20 protein-coding genes are annotated in these 19,425 nt (G+C 72.5%); 5 read left to right on the forward strand and 15 right to left on the reverse strand.

Annotated elements, in window-relative coordinates; genetic code table 11:
• Positions 1 to 157: 157 nt before the first annotated feature.
• On the forward strand, positions 158 to 817 hold the full coding sequence (locus IRX98_RS04935; protein WP_224274353.1) for an O-methyltransferase: 660 nt from the start codon (positions 158 to 160) through the stop codon (positions 815 to 817).
• A gap of 13 nt (positions 818 to 830) precedes the next feature.
• Here IRX98_RS04935 and IRX98_RS04940 read toward each other — a convergent pair whose 3' ends face one another.
• Genes IRX98_RS04940 through IRX98_RS04950 form a run of 3 tightly spaced genes read right to left on the reverse strand, consistent with a single transcriptional unit; the run spans position 831 to position 2,888 of the window.
• Entirely contained in the window at positions 831 to 1,169 is a 339-nt protein-coding gene (locus IRX98_RS04940) for a hypothetical protein (RefSeq protein ID WP_224274355.1), read from the reverse strand.
• A gap of 16 nt (positions 1,170 to 1,185) precedes the next feature.
• Complete coding sequence (locus IRX98_RS04945; RefSeq protein ID WP_224274357.1) at positions 1,186 to 2,718, reverse strand: leucyl aminopeptidase family protein; 1,533 nt, start codon at positions 2,716 to 2,718, stop codon at positions 1,186 to 1,188.
• Positions 2,719 to 2,720: 2 nt separating this feature from the next.
• A complete protein-coding gene (locus IRX98_RS04950; protein ID WP_082587569.1) occupies positions 2,721 to 2,888 on the reverse strand; it encodes a DUF3117 domain-containing protein in 168 nt (55 codons plus the stop codon).
• 184 nt (positions 2,889 to 3,072) lie between these two features.
• On the opposite strand from IRX98_RS04950, the gene IRX98_RS04955 reads away from it, so the two are divergent.
• Positions 3,073 to 3,870, forward strand: coding sequence for an enoyl-CoA hydratase/isomerase family protein (locus tag IRX98_RS04955; RefSeq protein ID WP_224274359.1), 798 nt, complete (start codon positions 3,073 to 3,075; stop codon positions 3,868 to 3,870).
• 12 nt (positions 3,871 to 3,882) lie between these two features.
• Here IRX98_RS04955 and IRX98_RS04960 read toward each other — a convergent pair whose 3' ends face one another.
• From IRX98_RS04960 to IRX98_RS05010, 11 genes are all read right to left on the reverse strand, one after another.
• Positions 3,883 to 4,626, reverse strand: a complete 744-nt coding sequence (locus tag IRX98_RS04960; RefSeq protein WP_224274361.1) for a M14 family zinc carboxypeptidase — start codon at positions 4,624 to 4,626, stop codon at positions 3,883 to 3,885.
• Positions 4,626 to 5,048: a hypothetical protein gene (locus IRX98_RS04965; protein WP_224274363.1), complete on the reverse strand. Its 423-nt coding sequence runs from the start codon at positions 5,046 to 5,048 to the stop codon at positions 4,626 to 4,628. Before IRX98_RS04965 ends, IRX98_RS04960 begins: the two co-directional genes overlap by 1 nt.
• A 16-nt stretch (positions 5,049 to 5,064) precedes the next feature.
• Complete coding sequence (locus tag IRX98_RS04970; RefSeq protein WP_224274365.1) at positions 5,065 to 5,385, reverse strand: DivIVA domain-containing protein; 321 nt, start codon at positions 5,383 to 5,385, stop codon at positions 5,065 to 5,067.
• Positions 5,382 to 6,152, reverse strand: a complete 771-nt coding sequence (locus IRX98_RS04975) for an LOG family protein (RefSeq protein ID WP_224274367.1) — start codon at positions 6,150 to 6,152, stop codon at positions 5,382 to 5,384. Before IRX98_RS04975 ends, IRX98_RS04970 begins: the two co-directional genes overlap by 4 nt.
• Entirely contained in the window at positions 6,149 to 7,207 is a 1,059-nt protein-coding gene (dapE, locus tag IRX98_RS04980) for a succinyl-diaminopimelate desuccinylase (RefSeq protein WP_224274368.1), read from the reverse strand. Before dapE ends, IRX98_RS04975 begins: the two co-directional genes overlap by 4 nt.
• 8 nt (positions 7,208 to 7,215) lie before the next feature.
• The gene (locus IRX98_RS04985) at positions 7,216 to 8,418 is read right to left on the reverse strand and encodes a hypothetical protein (protein WP_224274369.1); all 1,203 of its coding nucleotides are present in this window, start codon (positions 8,416 to 8,418) and stop codon (positions 7,216 to 7,218) included.
• On the reverse strand, positions 8,418 to 9,125 hold the full coding sequence (locus tag IRX98_RS04990; protein WP_224274370.1) for a hypothetical protein: 708 nt from the start codon (positions 9,123 to 9,125) through the stop codon (positions 8,418 to 8,420). Before IRX98_RS04990 ends, IRX98_RS04985 begins: the two co-directional genes overlap by 1 nt.
• On the reverse strand, positions 9,122 to 10,402 hold the full coding sequence (locus tag IRX98_RS04995) for a hypothetical protein (protein WP_224274371.1): 1,281 nt from the start codon (positions 10,400 to 10,402) through the stop codon (positions 9,122 to 9,124). Before IRX98_RS04995 ends, IRX98_RS04990 begins: the two co-directional genes overlap by 4 nt.
• A gap of 30 nt (positions 10,403 to 10,432) precedes the next feature.
• A complete protein-coding gene (ileS, locus tag IRX98_RS05000) occupies positions 10,433 to 13,636 on the reverse strand; it encodes an isoleucine--tRNA ligase (protein ID WP_224274372.1) in 3,204 nt (1,067 codons plus the stop codon).
• 251 nt (positions 13,637 to 13,887) lie between these two features.
• On the reverse strand, positions 13,888 to 14,373 hold the full coding sequence (locus IRX98_RS05005) for an SRPBCC family protein (RefSeq protein WP_224274374.1): 486 nt from the start codon (positions 14,371 to 14,373) through the stop codon (positions 13,888 to 13,890).
• A 196-nt stretch (positions 14,374 to 14,569) separates the two neighbouring features.
• On the reverse strand, positions 14,570 to 15,475 hold the full coding sequence (locus IRX98_RS05010; RefSeq protein ID WP_224274376.1) for a hypothetical protein: 906 nt from the start codon (positions 15,473 to 15,475) through the stop codon (positions 14,570 to 14,572).
• 319 nt (positions 15,476 to 15,794) lie between these two features.
• On the opposite strand from IRX98_RS05010, the gene IRX98_RS05015 reads away from it, so the two are divergent.
• Genes IRX98_RS05015 through IRX98_RS05025 form a run of 3 tightly spaced genes read left to right on the forward strand, consistent with a single transcriptional unit; the run spans position 15,795 to position 18,284 of the window.
• Entirely contained in the window at positions 15,795 to 16,340 is a 546-nt protein-coding gene (locus IRX98_RS05015; RefSeq protein WP_224274378.1) for a DinB family protein, read from the forward strand.
• A gap of 43 nt (positions 16,341 to 16,383) precedes the next feature.
• The gene (gene dapD / locus IRX98_RS05020; RefSeq protein WP_224274379.1) at positions 16,384 to 17,313 is read left to right on the forward strand and encodes a 2,3,4,5-tetrahydropyridine-2,6-dicarboxylate N-succinyltransferase; all 930 of its coding nucleotides are present in this window, start codon (positions 16,384 to 16,386) and stop codon (positions 17,311 to 17,313) included.
• Positions 17,314 to 17,315: 2 nt separating this feature from the next.
• The gene (locus IRX98_RS05025; protein WP_224274380.1) at positions 17,316 to 18,284 is read left to right on the forward strand and encodes a VldE C-terminal domain-containing protein; all 969 of its coding nucleotides are present in this window, start codon (positions 17,316 to 17,318) and stop codon (positions 18,282 to 18,284) included.
• 4 nt (positions 18,285 to 18,288) lie between these two features.
• Here IRX98_RS05025 and dapC read toward each other — a convergent pair whose 3' ends face one another.
• Positions 18,289 to 19,410, reverse strand: coding sequence for a succinyldiaminopimelate transaminase (gene dapC / locus IRX98_RS05030; protein ID WP_224274381.1), 1,122 nt, complete (start codon positions 19,408 to 19,410; stop codon positions 18,289 to 18,291).
• Positions 19,411 to 19,425 lie beyond the last annotated feature (15 nt).

Here is a 19,425-nt window from a genome sequence, read left to right on the forward strand (position 1 = left end):
CGTCACGCCTGAGAGTTCCCTGTGAACCTCATGCGGTCCACCCAAGAACTTCGGGGTCCGGCCACCCGCGGTATCGCGGGCGCACTGCCTCCAACGACCGGGGTGGTGCGTGTGTTCCCGGCCACGCGCGTGGCCCGGCGCGCGATAGAGTCCGCCCGTGCCCCACCACACCACCCCGATCAAGCCCGCGAGCTGGTCCTACGCCGAGTCGTTCGTGGCCGAGGACGAGATCCTGGCCGCCGCCCGCAGCCGTGCCGAGGAGGTGGGGGTCTCCCCCGTCGGCCCCGGCGTCGGAGCCGCGCTGCGCTTCCTCGCCTCCGTGCTCGACGCGCGCGCCGTCGTGGAGATCGGAACCGGCACCGGCGTCTCCGGGCTCTGGCTGCTGCGCGGCATGCGCGCCGACGGGGTGCTGACGACGGTGGACATCGAGGCCGAGCACCAGCGCCTCGCCAAGGAGACCTTCACCGAGGCGGGCATCCCCGGCAACCGCGCCCGCACCATCGCCGGCGCCGGGCTCGACGTGCTCCCCCGCCTCACCGACGGCCACTACGACCTCGTCTTCTGCGACGGCGACAAGCGCGAGTACGCCGCCTACCTCAAGGAGGCGCTGCGGCTGCTGCGCCCCGGCGGCATCGTCGCCTTCGACAACGCCCTGTGGCACGACCGCGTCGCCGACCCGGCGCAGCGCGACGACGAGACCGTCACCATCCGCGAGCTCGGTCGCACGATCCTCGAGCACGACGCGCTGGTGCCGGTGCTGCTGCCCGTCGGCGACGGCCTGCTGGCCGCCAAGAAGGAATGGGCCCCGGAGGCCTGACCTCCGGCGGCGCTCAGGCGCGCGGTGCGGCGACGAAGCCGTCCCAGCCCTCGGCGACCGCGACGATGTCGCACGCCTCGATGAGGACCGGCGACGAGCCGATGATCCGCGATCCCGGCGACTCGTCCGCGCCCGCGGCGAAGGTGCGCTGGAACTCCTCGCGCGCCTCGTCGGTGGCGAAGACGTAGCAGCCCTCGAACCACTGCCCCGGCACGGACCGCCAGGTCTTGAAGCGCAGTCCGGACATGCCGGTGAAGCGCGCGTGCGAGGTCTCGGCGACGTAGGTCGCGAGCTCCTCCTCCACGCCTTCGGCGGCGTCGACGAGCGACCAGCGGACGGTCAGGCCCAGCATCAGCCGAGGACCCGCATCAGGCGATCCCGTCCAGCGGGTCCTCGGAGCCCAGCCAGGCGAGCAGCAGGCGGGGCCCGAAGCCGCTGGGGCCGGCCGTCCACTCGTGGCGGTCGGCCGGGGACTCGGCGGCGGAGGCGAAGTCGACGTGCGCCCAGGGGACGTCGCCGGCGAAGTGCTGGAGGAACAGGGCTGCGGTGATCGCGCCCGCGCCGCCGGCGGCGTTGTCGCCGTCGGCGATCTTGGAAGCGACGCGCTCCTCGTAGTCCGTGACCAGCGGCATCCGCCAGACGTTCTCGCCCGAGGAGACGGCGGCGGCCTCGACCTGCGCGGCGAGGCCCTCGTGGTTGGCGAAGTAGCCACCGGTCCACTGCCCGAGCGCGACCTTCATCGCGCCGGTGAGGGTGGCGACGTCGACCAGGACGGTCGGCGCGAGCTCGGAGACGGCGTACGCCATCGCGTCGGCGAGGACGAGGCGGCCCTCGGCGTCGGTGTTGTTGACCTCGGAGGTGCGCCCGCCGAAGTGGGTGATGACGTCACCGGGGCGCATGGCCGTGCCGCTGACGGCGTTCTCGGCGGCCGGGACCAGGCCGATGACGCGCACCGGGCAGTCGACGTCGCGCAGGGCGGCCATCGCGGCGATGACCGCGCCGCCGCCGCTCATGTCGCGCTTCATCGTCAGCATGCCCTCGCTGGGCTTGATGTCGAGGCCGCCGGTGTCGAAGGTGATGCCCTTGCCGACGAGGACGACGGTGGGGACCTTCTTCGTCGCCCCGCGGGGGGTGTAGTCCATGCGGATCAGCCGCGGCCCGTGGGCCGAGGCGCCGCCGACGGCGAGGATGCCGCCGAACCCCTCGGCGGCGAGCTGGTCGGTGTCCCAGACGCGCACCTCGAGACCTGCCGCCTCGCCGACCTCGACGGCCTGCTCGGCCAGCCATGCCGGCGTCTTCAGGTTCGACGGGACCGTGGCCAGGGCGCGTGAGCGCCATCCGGCCCCGCCGAGGGCGATCGCCCGGGCGAGCTCGTCGTCGGCACCGTCGTCGGTGACGTCGGCGAGCACGATGCGGGAGACCGGCTGCTCGCGCGGGCCGGTGGAGCGCCAGTGGAAGGCGAACGAGCCCAGCATGGCCCCGACCACGAAGGCGCCGAGCCCGTCCTCAGGAGCGATCGCCGCGACCGAGGTGACGACGCTGACGCGGTCCTTGGTCGCTCGCGCCAGGGCGGCACCGGCGCGCCGGAAGTCGGTCACCGACGCCTCGCCCACCCCGACGAGGAGCACGACGCTCACGTCGTCGGCCGACGGGAGGCCGGCCACGGGGACCGTGGTGACCTCACCGGTGCGCCCGGTGGCCCGGGCGGCGTCGAGCGCGGCGAGGAGGTCGGTCCCGAGGAGCTCCGAGGCCTCGTCGGCGCCGGGCCCGAGCAGGGGGCCGTCGTCGCCGGGAAGGACCGGGAAGGCCCAGACCTCGGCGCCACCGATCTGGTGGGGCAGCGCCGGGCTGAGGGCGAACTCGGGCGGGGAGACCTGCGTCGGCAGCTGGGGGATGGCCACGATCAGCCGACGACGTCCTTGAGGGCGTCGCCGAGAGCGCGTGCCTCGTCGGCGTTCAGCTCGACGACCAGACGCCCACCGCCCTCGAGCGGGACGCGCATGACGATGCCGCGCCCCTCCTTGGTGACCTCGAGGGGTCCGTCGCCCGTGCGGGGCTTCATGGCGGCCATCGGCGCACCTCTTCCTGTTCTGCCATCGGTTCGGCGATGGAGGCTCATCACATGCGAATCGAGGCGGCTGAGTCGTGCCTGGCCACCTCGATCGGCGTCGTACTCCTCCATTATCCCCCATGACGGGCGTGATCGGCACCACAGGGCACCCGGACAGGCGAACTGCGTCGGGCAGACTGCCCTCATGACCAGCCCTGCTCCCGTCCTCCTGGACGTCTCCGACGCCGTCGCCACCATCACCCTCAACCGGCCCGAGGCGATGAACGGCCTCGACGTCGCCACGAAGGACCTGCTCCTCGAGACGGTGCGGCGCGTCGCCGACGACCCCGCCGTGCGCTGCGTCGTGCTCACCGGCAGCGGCCGCGCCTTCTGCGTGGGGCAGGACCTCAAGGAGCACCTCGCAGGCCTCACCGGCGAGGCTGACGTGCCGCTGTCGGACACGGTGGAGAAGCACTACAACCCGATCATGCTGGCGCTGTCCACAATGGCCAAGCCAGTGATCGCCGCGGTCAACGGCGTCGCCGCGGGCGCGGGGGCGAGCCTGGCCTTCGCCGCCGACTTCCGGATCCTGGTCGACACCGCCGGCTACAACACCTCCTTCGCCGGTGTCGCGCTGTCCTGCGACACCGGGTCGAGCTGGACGCTGCCGCGCCTCGTGGGCCGCGCCAAGGCGATGGAGCTGCTCTACTTCCCCCGCACCGTCTCCGCGACCGAGGCCCTCGAGCTGGGCCTGGCCACGCAGGTCGTGCCGGAGGCCGAGCTCGCTGCCACCGTCGGGCAGCTCGCTGCCCGCCTCGCCGCCGGGCCGACCGTCGCGTTCGGCTCGATCCGCCAGGCAGTGGCGTACGCCGCCTCGCACCCGCTCGAGGAGTCGCTCGCCTTCGAGGCCGAGAAGATGGCGCTCACCGGCGGCACCGAGGACCACCTCGCCGCGGTCACGGCCTTCATGGCCAAGGCGAAGCCGGCCTTCCAGGGGCGCTGACCAGAGGGGGCGTCAGCCGCGCGAGGTGCGGTGCGCGCCGAGGGCACCGAGCAGCTGGCGCGGGGCCTGCACGACCATCCGGTGGCGCGAGGGGCGCGCGCCGTACTCGACCGTGAGCGCCGAGCCGCGCATGCGGTGGTTGAACCACATCGTCATGGTGCCGTGGCAGAGCCCGCCGCAGTCGAGGGACGTGCGCGGCAGGCGCAGGGCGCGGGCCAGGCGGCGGGCGAACCGCGGGTCCTTGGTGTCGGTGTCGACGCCGTTGAGCGGCTGGTGGAAGCTCACCACCCGGACCGGGTCGATCTCCTCGAGGAACGCCATCACCGCCCGCGTCTCGGGCTCGCTGGCGGGCCCGCGGCCGGACTCGTAGCGCCCGTCGAGATCCTTCCAGCGGTGGGGGAAGTTGCGGTTCAGGTCGACGCCGCGGGCGTTGCGCCGGGTGCCGCGCGCCAGCCCGTCGGGGTTGAAGGTCGGGACCACCCAGAGGTCGACGCCCCGGATCGCGCGACCGTCGCGCAGCGTCTCCAGGATCGCCCGGGTGTGGGGCTCGTCGCCGTGCATCGTCGAGACGAGCACGATCCGGCGCCTGCCCGGCTCGCCGAGGCGCCAGGCACGGATCGGACGGCCCTTGACGGAGTGGCCGATGGTGCGCGCCTCGACCACGGCGGGGCGATCCTCTGAAGCAGGCGCCGCGACCGCGGGCACAGGCACAGCGAGGCCGAGCGCCACGAGCACAGCGGTGACGAGACGCCGCATCAGACGGCGGCGGTGAGGTAGGCGTAGGTGAAGACCAGCACGCCGACCACCATGCCGAGGTGGGCCAGCAGGGAGAGGCCGGGCCCGTCGCTCCAGCTGTCGCCCGCCGCGGCCGGCACGTGCCGCCCCCGCGACGGCAGCCAGCGGGCCAGGACCAGGAGCCCGCAGATGGCGGTGACCCACCAGCAGGCGATCGCGAGGATGCCGACGAACGGTCCTCCGAGGAACGAGTCCTCCGGCGACACCAGCACGCCCAGCCACAGGACGAGCGCGAGCACGCCGGCCACGAAGTGGGCGAGCGGCACCCGCCTGCTGATCGTGAACTGGCCGGCCGCGCCGTCGCCCTTGAGGCGGAGGCGGGTCAGCACGATCGCCACGGCGGCGAGGGCCGTGAGGATCCACACGACGATCGGGAACGACATGGCCGTGCAGTCTGCCCTAGTCGCGAGCCGGCTCGCCAGACGAGCCGTCGGCGGCGGGGCCGTGGTCGGTCGGGGGGCCGGTCCGGTCCTCGGGCCGGTCCTCCAGCTCGGTCGCCAGGCGCGCGAGCAGCGCGTCGACGTCGGACATCCGGTAGCCGCGCAGCGCGAGGGGGAACCGCACCCGGCGCAGGTCGCGCGCCTCGAGCGGCCGGTCGTCGGGCAGCGCGAGGTCGGGGCGGTCGTCGTACGCCGGCGCCATCGACCCGCCGTGGCCCGAGGCCACCATCGCCACGCCGGCCATGGCGAGGACGATCAGTGCCGCGAACAGCCACATCATTCGGGACGCTCCGGCGGCGGTGTCGGGAAGCGGTCCTCGCGGGCGGCGACCATCAGCGCAACGGCCTCGTCGACGTCGTCGGTCACCACGAGCATGTCGAGGTCCTCGGCGTTGATCTTGCCCTCGGCGAGCACGGTGCCGCGCAGCCAGTCGAGCAGGCCCTGCCAGTAGTCCGTGCCGATCAGCACGATCGGGAACGAGGTGACCTTCTGGGTCTGCACCAGCGTCAGCGCCTCGAAGAGCTCGTCGAAGGTGCCGAGCCCGCCGGGCAGCACCACGAAGCCCTGGGAGTACTTGACGAACATGGTCTTGCGGGCGAAGAAGTAGCGGAAGTTGATGCCCTTGTCGACCCACTGGTTGAGCCCGGACTCAAAGGGCAGCTCGATGCCGAGGCCGACGCTGACTCCCCCGGCCTCGCAGGCGCCCTTGTTGGCCGCCTCCATCGCGCCCGGGCCACCGCCGGTGATGACCGCGAAGCCGGCCTCGGCCAGCTTGCGTCCGGCCTCCTCGCCGATCGCGTAGAACGGGTGGTCGGCCGGGGTGCGGGCCGAGCCGAAGACGGCAATCGCCGGCCCGAGCTCGGCGAGCGCGCCGAAGCCCTCGACGAACTCGGCCTGGATCCGCAGCACCCGCCACGGGTCGGTGTGGACCCAGTCGCTCGGGCCGCGGGAGTCGAGGAGCCGCTGGTCGGTGGTGGTGCCCTCCTCGACCTGGCTGCGGCGGGTCATGACGGGGCCCTTCATCCGGTCGTGGGAGCGGTCGCTCATGCCAGCCAGTCCTTCAGGAGGCGCTCGCAGCGCTCGATGTGCTCGGTGGGGACGTGCTCGTCCTGCTTGTGGGCGAACATCGGGTCACCGGGGCCGAAGTTCACCGCCGGGATCCCGAGCCTGGTGAACTGCGCGACGTCGGTCCAGCCGAACTTCGGCGCCACCTCGCCGCCCACGGCCTCGACGAAGGCCTTGGCGGCCGGGCGGTCGAGGCCGGGCAGCGCGCCGGCGGCCAGGTCGGTCACCGTGACGTCGTAGCCCTCGAAGAAGTCGCGGACGAAGGCCTCGGCGTCGGCCTCGCTGCGGTCGGGGGCGAAGCGGAAGTTGACCTCGACGACGCACTCGTCGGGGATCACGTTGCCGGCGACCCCACCACGGATGCCGGTGGCGTTGAGGCCCTCGTGGTAGGTCAGGCCGTCGATCTCCGGCTCGCGCGCGACGTAGTCGTTGAGCCGCGCCAGCACGGGCCCGGCGAGGTGGATGGCGTTGACGCCCTTCCAGCTGCGCGCGCTGTGGGAGCGCTCACCGGTGGTGCGGACGTCGACGCGCATCGTGCCCTGGCAGCCCGCCTCGACGGCAGCGTTGCTGGGCTCCATGAGGATCGCGAAGTCGGCCTCCAGCAGGTGCGGGTCACTCTCGGTGAGCTTGCGCAGCCCGTTGTGGACCGAGTCGACCTCCTCGGCCTCGTAGAAGACGAAGGTCAGGTCGCGGTTGGGCTCGGTCACGTCGGCGGCGAGCTTGAGCATCACCGCGTCGCCGCCCTTCATGTCACAGCTGCCGAGGCCGTGCAGGACGCCGTCCTCGAGGCGCGAGGGCAGGTTGTCGTTGAGCGGCACGGTGTCGATGTGACCGGCGATCACCACGCGCTCGCCGCGGCCGAGCTCGGTGCGGGCGACGATCGTGTGGCCGCGCCGGGTGACGGTGAGGTGCGGGAGGCCGCGCAGGGCGGACTCGACCGCGTCGGCGATCTCCTCCTCCTCGTGGGACACCGAGAAGATGTCGACGAGCTGCTGGGTCAGGGTGACGACGTCGGCGGACAGGTCGAGGTGGGCCATGGCTCGATTCAACCAGCCGTGCCGCGGCGGCCCCGGGTCCCCCGGCCGCGCAGCGCGCCCTTCCCGCTGGATCGCAGGGCGCCGAGCAGGTCGGGCTCGAGCGACCCGTAGCCCGTACGGGTCCACGCGCCGAGGTCGAGGCGGAAGTAGTGGACGGTGCGGTCACCTTCGATGAGGTCGAGGATGTCGCGCGGCTCGCGACCGTCGCGTACGTCGGCGGCGCACGCCGCGCATGCAGGCACGTCGACCTCGCGGTCCGCGTCGCGCCAGGCGACCTCGCTGGTCCGGCCCTCGTGGAGCGGGTTGAACCAGCAGGCGGGCCGGGGCGTCCAGGCCGAGGGCTTCCGCTGCTGCGCGCGCGAGCGTGCCTCGTCCCCGCGGCGGGCCAGGACGAGTGCGCCGACGACGTCTGCCGGGACGGCGGCCTGCGACAGGACCGACCGCGCAGCGGCGTAGTGGTCGAGCGCCTGCTGCCAGGCGTCGAGTGCGTGGGCGCTGTCGCCCGGCTCGCCGCTGCCGATCGCCTCACCCAGAGCGAGCACCTCGGCGTCGGCCTGCTGGCGCAGCCGCCGGTCCTCGGCGGCGCGCACCGTGTGCAGCACGGTGGCGGGCAGGGTGAAGCCCGAGGGGCGGGCGCGGCGCCGCCGACGCCACGCGACGATCGCGGCGACGACCACAGCGAGGGCCACCACGATGCCGAGCCCGCCGACGACCTCGGAGGCCTGCACGCCCTCGTCGGCGGTCCAGGAGTACTTCTCGTCGTCGGGGACCTCGGCCCACAGCGCGTCGGCGTTGCCGTCGTCGAGGAGCTCCTGCACCCGGACCACCTGGTCGGCGACGTCGTCGGGGTGCTCGTGGTTGGCCACGTTGGCGACGGACATGGTGCCGGGCTGGTCGCCGAACGCCTGGACGCTCAGCTCCGGCTCGCTCCACCGGTTCCACCCGACGTAGGTGGCGTCGCCGCCCGCGTCGTCGTGGAGCCAGGCGCTGAGGTTGGCGAAGCTGCCCTGGAACCGATCGTCGCCGCTGTCGACCTCGACGAGGACGACCTTCAGGTCGGCGCGCCCTGTGGAGGCCACCGCCTCCTCGATGCGCGCCTCGTCGGCGGCCGAGATCCCGTGGGTGGTGGCGAAGGACGGCTCGATCCACACCCCGTCACCGGCCAGCTCCTGCTCGATCTCGGCGATCGTGGCATCGGTGATCTCATCCATCAGGCGGCCTTCCGTCGTCGGGTTCCCACGTACCAGCGGAGCACCAGGAAGGCCGGCACGACGCCGAAGGCACCCATGAGCCCCGCGGCTGCGAGTCCACCGCCCGCATCGCCCCAGTAGTCCTGGTCGCTCGCCTCGTCGGGCTCGGTGCGGAGGGGCACGGCCTCCCAGGCCGCCATCTCCGCCGCGAGCCGGACCAGCGCCGGACCGGGCTGGCCCTGCGTTCGTGCGTCGACGTAGTGCTCCTCGAGCCCGACGGCCGTCGGCTCGGTCCCGCCGTCGTCCCACAGCACGACGTAGTGGCCCACCTCCCCGACCGCGGTGCTCCACTGCACGGCCGCGCCGGTCGGGGTGTAGCCGACGTCGCCGGTCCGCGGGTAGGCGAGATAGGCGATCCGGGCCGGGACCGGCGCGTCGGCGAGGATCGCCTCGGCCCGCGCCACGTCGTCCTCGGACACCCGGTCCACGAGGAGGGGGTCGACGGCGACGAGCGAGTCCTGGGCGAGGAGGGAGCGGATCGCGTCGACCGGAGGTGGCACCGTGTCCTCACGGTGGAACACCTCTGCGCGCGCCGCCACGTCGGAGGTCTCGCGTGCCTCCTGCCAGTCCTGGACCACGACGGCGAGGGCGGAGCCGGCGACCACGCCGACCACCGCCCCGATCCACCAGCCGGCCCGCCTCAGCGGCCCCGCGTGCGCCGCGCTCACCGCTCCCCCGCCCGATCGGCGAGCACGTCGCGGGCGAGGTCGTCGGAGATCGAGCCGAACCCGGTGCGCGACCACACGTCGTCACGCTCCCAGTAGGGCTGCGCGCCACGCCGGGACGGAAGGCTCAGGTAGGGCGGGTGCCCGTCGTGAGCCATCGCCAAACCACAGGCGGCGCAGCACGGCACGTCGACCTCGCCGTCGCCCAGCCGCCACGCCGCGAAGGTCGTCGCCTCCCTGTGACGGGGGTCGAAGAAGCACGGCACCAGCCGCGGCCCCTCGCCCCGGCGGCCACGGCCGAGGTCGTGCATCCCGACCTGGGCCAGGACGCGCGCACCGATGACGTCGGCGACGTCCGCCGACTGCAGCAGCGGCTCGACGGCGTCACGGGCGGTGAGGGCACGGTCGGCCAGGTCGCGGTCGCGTAGGCGCTCCCAGTCGGTCCTCTCGATCGCCCTCGCCAGCGCATCGGCGAGGCGGGTCGCGCGGCGGCGCTCGTCCTCGAGCACCGGCAGCGGGACGGCTGCCGGAGGAGCTGCTGCCCGGTCCGCGCCCTTGCCCCTGGCCCCACTGGACCGTCCGGTGCGCGGCCAGCCGCGCAGCGTCTGGCCGAGGAGGAGCGCGATGACCAGCGCGGAGAGCCCACCGACGATCGCCGAGAGGCCGCGGGAGGCCGAGCGGACCTCGACGAAGCGCGACGCCCCGGGCCGCCACGACGCCACCGCCTCGACCTCCAGCGCGCGCCGCGCGACCTCCTCGGCCTCGGCGGCGGTCACCGTCGCCGGGTACTCGCCGTCGTCGGGTCCGCGCGCCAGGTCGACCAGGTCCCCGGCCGCCACCGCCTGCATCTCCGCCTTGGCGAAGGCGGGCGGGTAGATGTAGTCCTCGGTCTGGATCCGGTAGCCACCGACCTCCTGCATGGTCTCGTCGAGGAGGTCGGTGTTCCTCCCGGCGCCGATGCTCAGGCGCACCGGATCGGCATCGAGGCCGTAGGAGTAGACCCGCTGGATCCCCTCGGTCGTGTCGAGGACGTAGAGCCCGTCGCCGAGGCGCCTGTTGAGCAGACCCGCGAGTGCGTCGACCGACGCCACCGCGTCGGACGGAAGGCCGTCGGGCGCGTCCACCAGTGCGACGTAGACCGGGAACGGCACCTCCCGCACGAGTGCGGAGATGCGGTCCTCGGCCTCCTGCGCCTCACCGCTGCCCATGACGCGGTCGATGACCACGCCGTCCTCGCGCAGCGCCTCGGCCAGCGCGTCGATGTCGGTCGGTCCGTCCATGCGTACGTCTCCCCCGAGATGTCGTGTGCGTCAGGCCCGGGCGACCTCGACGGCCACCTCGTCGGCATCGGCGTACGCCACGCTGGTGGCGAGCGTCTCCTCGGCGATCAGGGCCTCGTGGGTCCGCGCGGCGTCCAGGGTGGCGGCGGGCGCCGAGATCGTCAGCGCGATCCGGTCGCTCACCTGGAGCCCGGCGTCCTTGCGGGCCTGCTGCACCGCACGCACCAGGTCGCGCGCGGTGCCCTCGGCCTCGAGCTCCGGCGTCACGGCGGTGTCGAGGACGACGAAGCCGCCGCGCGGCAGCATGCCGATGGCGGTGTCGTCGGCCGACGAGCCGGCGACGGTCTCCAGGGCGTACTCCCCCTCGACGAGCGCGAGCCCACCTGCGGTGACGGTGCCGTCCTCGGCCACCGACCAGTCGCCGGACTTGGAGCCCTTGATCGCGAGCTGGATGTCCTTGCCCAGGCGCGGGCCGGCCGCGCGGGCGTTGACCGTGAGGCGCTGCGAGACGCCGTACGCCGCTGCCTCGGGCGCGTCGGTCGCGAAGAGCTCGACCGACTTGAGGTTCAGCTCGTCGGCCACCAGCGAGTCGAAGCCGGTGAGGTCGGCCTCTGTGACGACCGTCAGCCGCGAGAGCGGCAGCCGGTTGCGGAGGTTCGCGGCCTTGCGCAGCGCCGATCCGGCCGAGCAGACGTCGCGGACGGTGTCCATCGAGGCGACCAGCGCGTCGTCGGCCGGCAGGTCCTCGGCGGCCGGCCAGTCGGCCAGGTGCACCGAGCGCTCGCCGGTGAGGCCGCGCCAGACCTCCTCGGTCGTCAGCGGCATCAGCGGCGCGGTGACCCGGCAGACGACCTCGAGCACGGTGTAGAGGGTGTCGAAGGCGTCGGCGTCCTCGTCCCAGAAGCGCTCGCGGGAGCGACGGATGTACCAGTTGGTCAGCACGTCGAGGAAGCTGCGCGTCGAGTCGCACGCCGCCGCCACCTCGTAGTTGTCGAGCTGGTCGGTCATCGCGGCGACGTAGTCGCGCAGCTTGGCCAGGATGTAGCGGTCGATCGGGTGCGCGCTGTCGGTGCGCCAGGTCGCCTCGTGGCCGGCGCCGCCGCCCGCCGCGTTGGCGTACAGGGTGAAGAAGGACCAGCTGTTCCACAGCGGGATCAGCACCTGGCGGACCGAGTCGCGGATGCCCTGCTCGGTGACGACGAGGTTGCCGCCGCGCAGGATCGGGCTCGACATGAGGAACCAGCGCATCGCGTCGGCGCCGTCGCGGTCGAAGACCTCGCGGACGTCGGGGTAGTTGCGCAGCGACTTCGACATCTTCTGGCCGTCGTTGCCCAGGACGATGCCGTGGCTCAGGCACGTCGAGAAGGCCGGTCGGTCGAAGATCGCGCCGGCCAGGACGTGCATCGTGTAGAACCAGCCGCGGGTCTGGCCGATGTACTCGACGATGAAGTCGCCGGGGAAGTGGTGGTCGAACCAGTCCTTGTTCTCGAACGGGTAGTGCACCTGCGCGAAGCTCATCGAGCCCGAGTCGAACCACACGTCGAGGACGTCGGTGACGCGCCGCATCGTGGACTTCCCCGTCGGGTCGTCCGGGTTGGGACGCGTCAGCTCGTCGACGAACGGGCGGTGGAGGTCGGGGTTGCCGTCCTTGTCGCGCGGCAGGGTGCCGAAGTCGCGCTCGATCTCGTCGAAGGAGCCGTAGACGTCGACGCGCGGGTGGTGCTCGTCGTCGGACTTCCACACCGGGACGGGGCTGCCCCAGAAGCGGTTGCGGGTGATCGACCAGTCGCGGGCGTTCTCCAGCCACTTGCCGAACTGGCCGTCCTTGATGTGGTCGGGCACCCAGCGGATGTCCTGGTTGAGCGCCATCAGGCGCTCCTTGACCTTGGTCACCTCGACGAACCACGACGAGACGCCCTTGTAGATCAGGGGCTGCCGGCACCGCCAGCAGTGCGGGTAGGAGTGGTCGTAGGTCTCGCGGCGCACCAGGACGGTGCCGGGGGTGACGGAGCCGGTCTCCCCCTCGCCCCGGGTCGCGGCCTTGAGGTGGTCGATGACGTGGAGGTTGGCGTCGAAGACCTGCATGCCCTCGTAGTCGGTGACCGGGAACGTGAAGCGCCCGTCCTTGCCGACCGGCATGACCGCCTCGATGCCCTCGCGGTCGGTGACGACCTTGTCGTCCTCACCGAAGGCGCCGGCGGTGTGCACCAGCCCGGTGCCGTCCGTGGTGGTGACGAACTCGGCGGGCACGAGGCGGAAGGCGCGCTCGTGGCCGGCGTAGTAGCTGAACGGCGGGGCGTACTCCAGGCCGACGAGGTCGGCGCCCGTCCCGCGCCAGGTGACCTCGGGCGCCTCGCCCAGCTCCCGGGCGTACGAGGCCAGCCGGGCCTCGGCGATGAGGTAGCGCTCGGGGTTGCCGGTGGGGCCGTCGGAGGTGACGACGACGTAGTCGATGTCCTCGCCGACCATGACCGCGAGGTTGGACGGCAGGGTCCACGGGGTCGTCGTCCAGACGAGGACCTTGACGCCCCTGAACGGACCGTCGGTGGTGACGTCGTAGCCGACGGTGACGGCCGGGTCCTGGCGCATCTGGTAGACGTCGTCGTCCATGCGCAGCTCGTGGTTGGACAGCGGCGTCTCGTCCTGCCAGCAGTAGGGCAGGACGCGGAAGCCCTCGTAGACCAGGCCCTTGTCGTGCAGCTGCTTGAAGGCCCAGATGACCGACTCCATGAACTCGGGGTTCATGGTGCGGTAGTCGTTGTCGAAGTCGACCCAGCGCGCCTGTCGGGTGACGTAGTCGCGCCACTCGCCGGTGTACTTCAGCACGGACTGGCGGCAGGCCTCGTTGAACTTCTCGATGCCGAGCTCGACGATCTCGTCGGTGGTCTTGATGCCGTTGAGGCGCATCGCCTCGAGCTCGGCCGGCAGGCCGTGGGTGTCCCACCCGAAGCGGCGCTCGACGCGCTTGCCGCGCATCGTCTGGTAGCGCGGGATGAGGTCCTTGACGTAGCCGGTGAGCAGGTGGCCGTAGTGCGGCAGGCCGTTGGCGAAGGGCGGGCCGTCGTAGAAGACGAACTCGTTGTCGCCGCTCGCGCCCGCCTCGCGCTGCTCGACGCTCGCGCGGAAGGTGTCGTCGGCCTCCCAGTAGGCCAGCACCGCCTCCTCGATCTCGGGGAAGCGGGGGCTGCTCGCGACGGTCGTGGCGTCGGTGTGCGAGACCTTGGGATAGGCCATCAGGGTGCTCCTCGCGGTGCGTCGTACGTCTCGGGTCTTCACCACGAGGACGATCTGCAGACCGCGGTACCACCTCGCTTGCCGCTCCCCGGCGGGGAGACGACCGCTCGTTCCGGCTGTGTCGGGCCGCACCCGTCGGGGTCTAGTGGGGCCGCGGCCGGATCGCCGTACCCGTTCTTCCCGAGGCTCGCCGCTGATGACGGCTCAGACGCCTGCGGCGATCGTACGGCGTGTGCTCGGGCACGCGCGAATCAGTTGCCGAAGTGGCGCAGCACCCGTTCCCTCAGCTCGAGCGCCGACTCGCGCAGGCCGGCCCGCTGGATCTCCACGTAGCCGACCTCGACGCCGACCGGCACGTCGGTGTGGAAGCGCTGGGTCAGCCGGCAGGAGTGCTCGCCGGTCGGCTCGACGTCGAGACGTCCGCCGCTGGGGAGTGCGGCCGTCAGGGTGCGGGTCGTCGCCGTCCGGCCGGGCTCCATCGCGACCACCTCGAGCGCGGTCAGCTGCCGCTCGGGGCCGGTGCGGTGCATCGACACCTGGACCTCCCCCACCTGGCGGTCGGGGGTGCCGGGCAGCGTGCCGGCGTAGGTCACGTCCGGCTCGATGACGAAGAGCGACTGTGGGTCCCACATGAAGTCCCACACCTCCTCCGCGCTGCGCGGCACCTCGAACGTGATCGACTCCTCCACCCGCACGGGCTTGTCCAGCACGCGGATCCAGCGGCGACGCGTCTTCATGGGTCGGAGTCTGGCGCAGGTGTGCAGCTGGCGTGGGGGAACGTGCCTGCCTGGCCCGGGGTAGTCCACCGGGATGTGGTCGTTCGCTCGCGGTAGTCCACCGGGATCTGGTTGCTCCAGGTCCGCCGCCCCAGCCACTTCCCGGTGGACTACCCCGGCACGTCGGGGACGGCCGGCACCGAGCCCCGGACACGCCTCAGGCCGTACGCCGGTAGCGCAGCACCCGCTCACGCTCGAACGCGTCGAGCCGCCGCCGGCGCGCGACTGTGTCCGTCGGCGTCCACCATGTCGGCGGCGCGACGGTCCACAGCCGTGGGGCAGTCCGCCGCGCCGCTCGCCGAGCAGCCTCCAGCAGCCGCCGGGTGAAGTCGTCGAGGTCAGCGAAGTCGGTGACGAGCATCGACACCGTCTCGAGCCCGAGCTCGCGGTAGGCAGCGTCCTTCTTCGTGTCGGCCGCTGCTCCGGCGATCGAGAGGTGGTCGATGCCGTTGTACTGGCCGACCAGGCCGAGGACGGGGTCGATCAGGTCGGGCGTGCCGACATGACGTCCCTCCAGCGTGAACACCGGCGCGTTGCACAGAGGTCGCACCAGCCCGGCCCGCCTCGTCCAGACACCCCGCATAGCCGTCTCCTTGGGTGACCACGAGTTCTCGTCGCCGAGGGCGAGGGCGTCGCGTGCCTGCTGGATCCCGGTCACCGGCCCCAGCGCCCCGACGTACGCCGCCACCTCGGCGAGGCTGACGAGGTCGGAGTAGCAGGCCATGTCGAGCGCGATCACGGCCTCGCCCAGCGCAACGGCGTACCTCATCTCGTGGACCACCGACCGCACGGGGAGTGTGACGGGAACGCCGTCGACAGTCGTGATCTCGTCCGGGTGGAGGAACTCCTGGCTGACCACTGCTCCGCTCGGCGCCGCGCGGTCCCTGCGTGCCAGCAGCGGCACGTCGCGCGGGCCGTTCTGCCCGTCCGTGCCCTCGAACCACGCCGCGCCCTGCCACCGCAGGCCGGCCCACCCCGTCACCGCCTCGTCAGCGCGGAGGACGGCGGCCGCCTCGACGATCCGTTGCTCAGGAGTGACCTCGACCGCAGCCGGGACGTACAACCCGTGGCTCGTCCTGCGCCACTCGGGCCCGCGAGCCTGACCGCGTGTGGGTCCCGTGCTCCCAGTGGGGTCCATCCGGATCGGACCGACGAGGCCGGGTCTGCGTCGGTGGAAGGGCTTCGGGGCGAACACGTGGAAAGCCTTCCCACGTCACGTCCGCCCAGCAGGTCATCCACAGAGCAAGTTGGTCTGACCTGATGTGGTCGGCGTAGTCCACCGCCATCTGGTCGTCAGGACGCCGTCGAGGCAGCCACTTCCCGGTGGACTACCAGCCATATCCCGGTGGACTACCCCGCGAGGCGTGCGGTTGGCTGACCCCATGGCGAACCCCGGGTACGACGGCATGTGGCTCCCGACCGACCAGGACCCCCGGATGCAGCTGGGGCCGACGCGCGGCGAGCGGGAGTGCCTGGTGGGCTACCTCGAGCACTACCGCCAGACGCTGGCGCTGAAGTGTGACGGCCTCGACGCTGCGCAGCTGGCGACGAAGGCGGTGCCGCCGTCGAACATCTCGCTGCTCGGGCTGGTGCGGCACATGGCACGGGTCGAGCAGAGCTGGTTCCGCCGGGTGATCGAGGCGCGGATGGACCTGCCGCGGCTGTTCGGCGACGAGGCCGAGGACGCCGGCTTCACCTTCCCCGAGGCCGACGACGAGCTGGTGCGGGAGTCGCACGCGCTGTGGCAGTCCGAGATCGCATACGCCCGCGAGGTCCTCGAGCGCACCGACCTCGACACGATCGTCGACGTGCACGGTGATCCCGTCGAGGTGCGCGACATCGTGGTCCACATGGTCGAGGAGTACGCCCGCCACTGCGGGCACGCCGACCTCGTGCGCGAGTGCGTGGACGGCCGCGCCGGGCAGTAGCCCTCCACCCGGCCGGGTGGGGCCGCTTCCGTACCCTTGCCGCGTGACTGCTGCTTCCGGCTACGGCCTCGTGACCCTGCACGGCGACACCGTCCTCGACGCGTGGTTCCCCTCCCCCGTCCTCGGCGCGACCGAGGGCGAGGCCCCGGCGGAGCTGACTGCGCTCGAGGGTGACGACGGGGCCCGCGGCGTACGCCGTGAGGTGCGCCTGGTCGAGATCGCCGACCTCGGCGACGCCCCGGCCACGACCGAGGACGTGTGGCTGCGGCTGCACCTGCTCTCGACGCGGCTGGTGAAGCCGCACGGCATGTCGATGGACGGTGTCTTCGGGCTGCTCACCAACGTCGTATGGACCTCCGCCGGCCCCTGCGCGGTCGAGGGCTTCGAGACGACCCGTGCCCGGCTGCGCGCGTCCGGCCAGCACGTCACCGTCTTCGGGGTCGACAAGTTCCCGCGGCTGGTCGACTACGTCGTGCCCAGCGGCGTACGCATCGCCGACGCGGACCGGGTCCGGCTCGGCGCCCACCTCGCCGAGGGCACGACCGTCATGCACGAGGGCTTCGTGAACTTCAACGCCGGCACCCTCGGCACGTCGATGGTCGAGGGCCGCATCTCCGCCGGCGTGGTCGTCGGCGACGGCTCCGACGTCGGCGGCGGGTCCTCGATCATGGGCACGCTGTCGGGAGGCGGCAAGGAGGTCATCTCCGTCGGCGAGCGCTGCCTGCTCGGCGCCAACGCCGGCATCGGCATCTCCCTCGGCGACGACTGCGTCGTCGAGGCCGGCTGCTACGTCACCGCCGGCACCAAGGTCACCGTCAACGACATCGACGGCAAGCCGCAGGTGGTCAAGGCGGCCACGCTCTCGGGGGTCGACAACATCCTCTTCCGTCGCAACTCGGTCAGCGGCGCCATCGAGGCAGTGCCGTGGAAGGGCGACGGGATCGCCCTCAACGCGGCACTGCACGCCAACTAGCCATGCCGTCCCTGCGCCAGGCCGCGATCGGGGCGTTCGTGGCCGCCGGCGCGGTGGCGACCGCGCTCGTCGTCGTCGATCGCGGCGGGGTGCCGTCGATCCTCGACACCAGCGGGTGCACCGCGGAGGTAGACGGCCACACCGTCGAGGTCGACCTCGAGCAGGCCGAGAACGCCGCGCTCATCACGGCCGTGGCGGTCGAGCGCGGCATGCCCGCGCGCGCCGCGAGCATCGCGCTGGCCACGGCCTACCAGGAGTCGAAGCTCTACAACATCGACTACGGCGACCGCGACTCCGTCGGCCTCTTCCAGCAGCGACCGTCGCAGGGCTGGGGCACCGTCGAGCAGCTGACGGACCCCGTCTACGCCACCAACGCCTTCTACGACGCCCTCGCGCAGGTCGACGGCTACGACACGATGGAGATCACGGTCGCCGCGCAGGAGGTGCAGCGCTCGGCCTACCCCGACGCCTACGCCGACCACGAGAAGGACGGCCGGACGCTGGCCTCCGCGCTGACCGGCAACTCGCCGGGCGCCCTGTGGTGCGACGTGCCGGGCGACGCCGACGAGGCCAGCGACGAGCTCGACGAGACCGGCTTGGTGCCGCGCGCCACCGTCGTACGCCGTGACCTCGAGCAGCGCTTCGGCCAGCTGTCGCTCGGCGGGTTCGAGCCGGGCGGCGTCTCGAGCGGCCACATGGAGGGATCGGCCCACTACGAGGGGCGGGCCGTCGACGTGTTCTTCCGCCCGATCAACGCCGAGAACACCAAGCGGGGCTGGGCGATGGCGTCCTACCTCGTCGCCAACGCCGACCGCCTCGACATCAGGACCATCATCTTCGACGACCGCATCTGGCAGGCCGGGTCGTGGGCGGGCGACGGCTGGCGGGACTACCGCGTGCCGTCGTCGTCGGGCGGCGACCGGGCGATCCTCGAGCACCGCGACCACGTCCACGTGGACGTCTTCGACTGACTCCTCAGCCGCGCAGCCGCGCGGCCGCCGCCTCGACCCGTTCGTCGGTGGCCGTGAAGGCGACGCGTACGTGCTCGCGTCCGGCAGCTCCGTAGAACTCGCCGGGCGCCACGAGGATGCCCCGCTCGGCCAGCTCGGAGACGGTCGTCCAGCAGTCCTGCCCGCGGGTCGCCCAGAGGTAGAGCGAGGCCTCGGAGTGGTCGATGCGGAAGCCCGCGGCCTCGAGCGCCGCCCGCAGGGTCGCACGCCGGGCGGCGTAGCGGGCGTGCTGCTCGGCGACGTGGTCGTCGTCCTCCAGCGCGGCGATCATCGCGCGTTGCTGGGGCGCGGGCATCTGGAGGCCGAGGTTCTTGCGGACCGCGAGGAGCTCGCCCACGACCGCGGGGTCACCGGCGACGAAGGCGCAACGGTAGCCCGCGAGGTTGGACCGCTTGGACAGCGAGTGGACGGCGAGGATGCCGTCCAGCGAGCCGCCGTTGACCTGCGGGTCGAGCACCGACAGGGGCGCGTCACCCTCCCAGGCGCACTCGAGGTAGCACTCGTCGGAGACCAGCAGCGTGCCGCGCTCGCGGCACCAGTCGACCACCTTGCGCAGGTGCTCCAGCGGCAGCACCCGGCCGCTGGGGTTGGCCGGGCTGTTGATCCACAGCAGCCGCGGCGTGCGGGGGCCGAACGCGGTCAGCGAGTCGGTGGCGAGGCTGTCGGCACCCGCGAGCGCCGCGCCCACCTCGTACGTCGGGTAGGCCAGCGCCGGGTAGCCGACCAGGTCGCCGGCACCGATGCCGAGGTGCACCGCCATCGAGGCGATGAGCTCCTTGGAGCCGATCACCGGCAGCACGCCGTCGAGCCCGAGCCCGCTCACGCCGTGGCGGCGGGCCAGCCAGTCGATCGCTGCCCGACGGGTGGCCTCGAGGCCGATGGTCGTCGGGTAGCCCGGCGAGTCCGCAGCCTCACGCAGCGCGTCCTGGACGACCTGCGGAGTCGGGTCGACCGGGGTGCCCACCGACAGGTCGCACACCCCGTCGGGGTGCGAGCGGGCCGTGGCCGCGTGGGCGGTGAGCTTGTCCCAGGGGAAGTCCGGGAGGCGCTGCGAGACGAGTGGCTTCGAGGCTCGCTCCGCTCGCACCTCAGCCACCGAAGG

The sequence above is a fragment of the Nocardioides lacusdianchii genome, from assembly GCF_020102855.1.
In the GTDB taxonomy this organism is placed as follows: domain Bacteria; phylum Actinomycetota; class Actinomycetes; order Propionibacteriales; family Nocardioidaceae; genus Nocardioides; species Nocardioides lacusdianchii.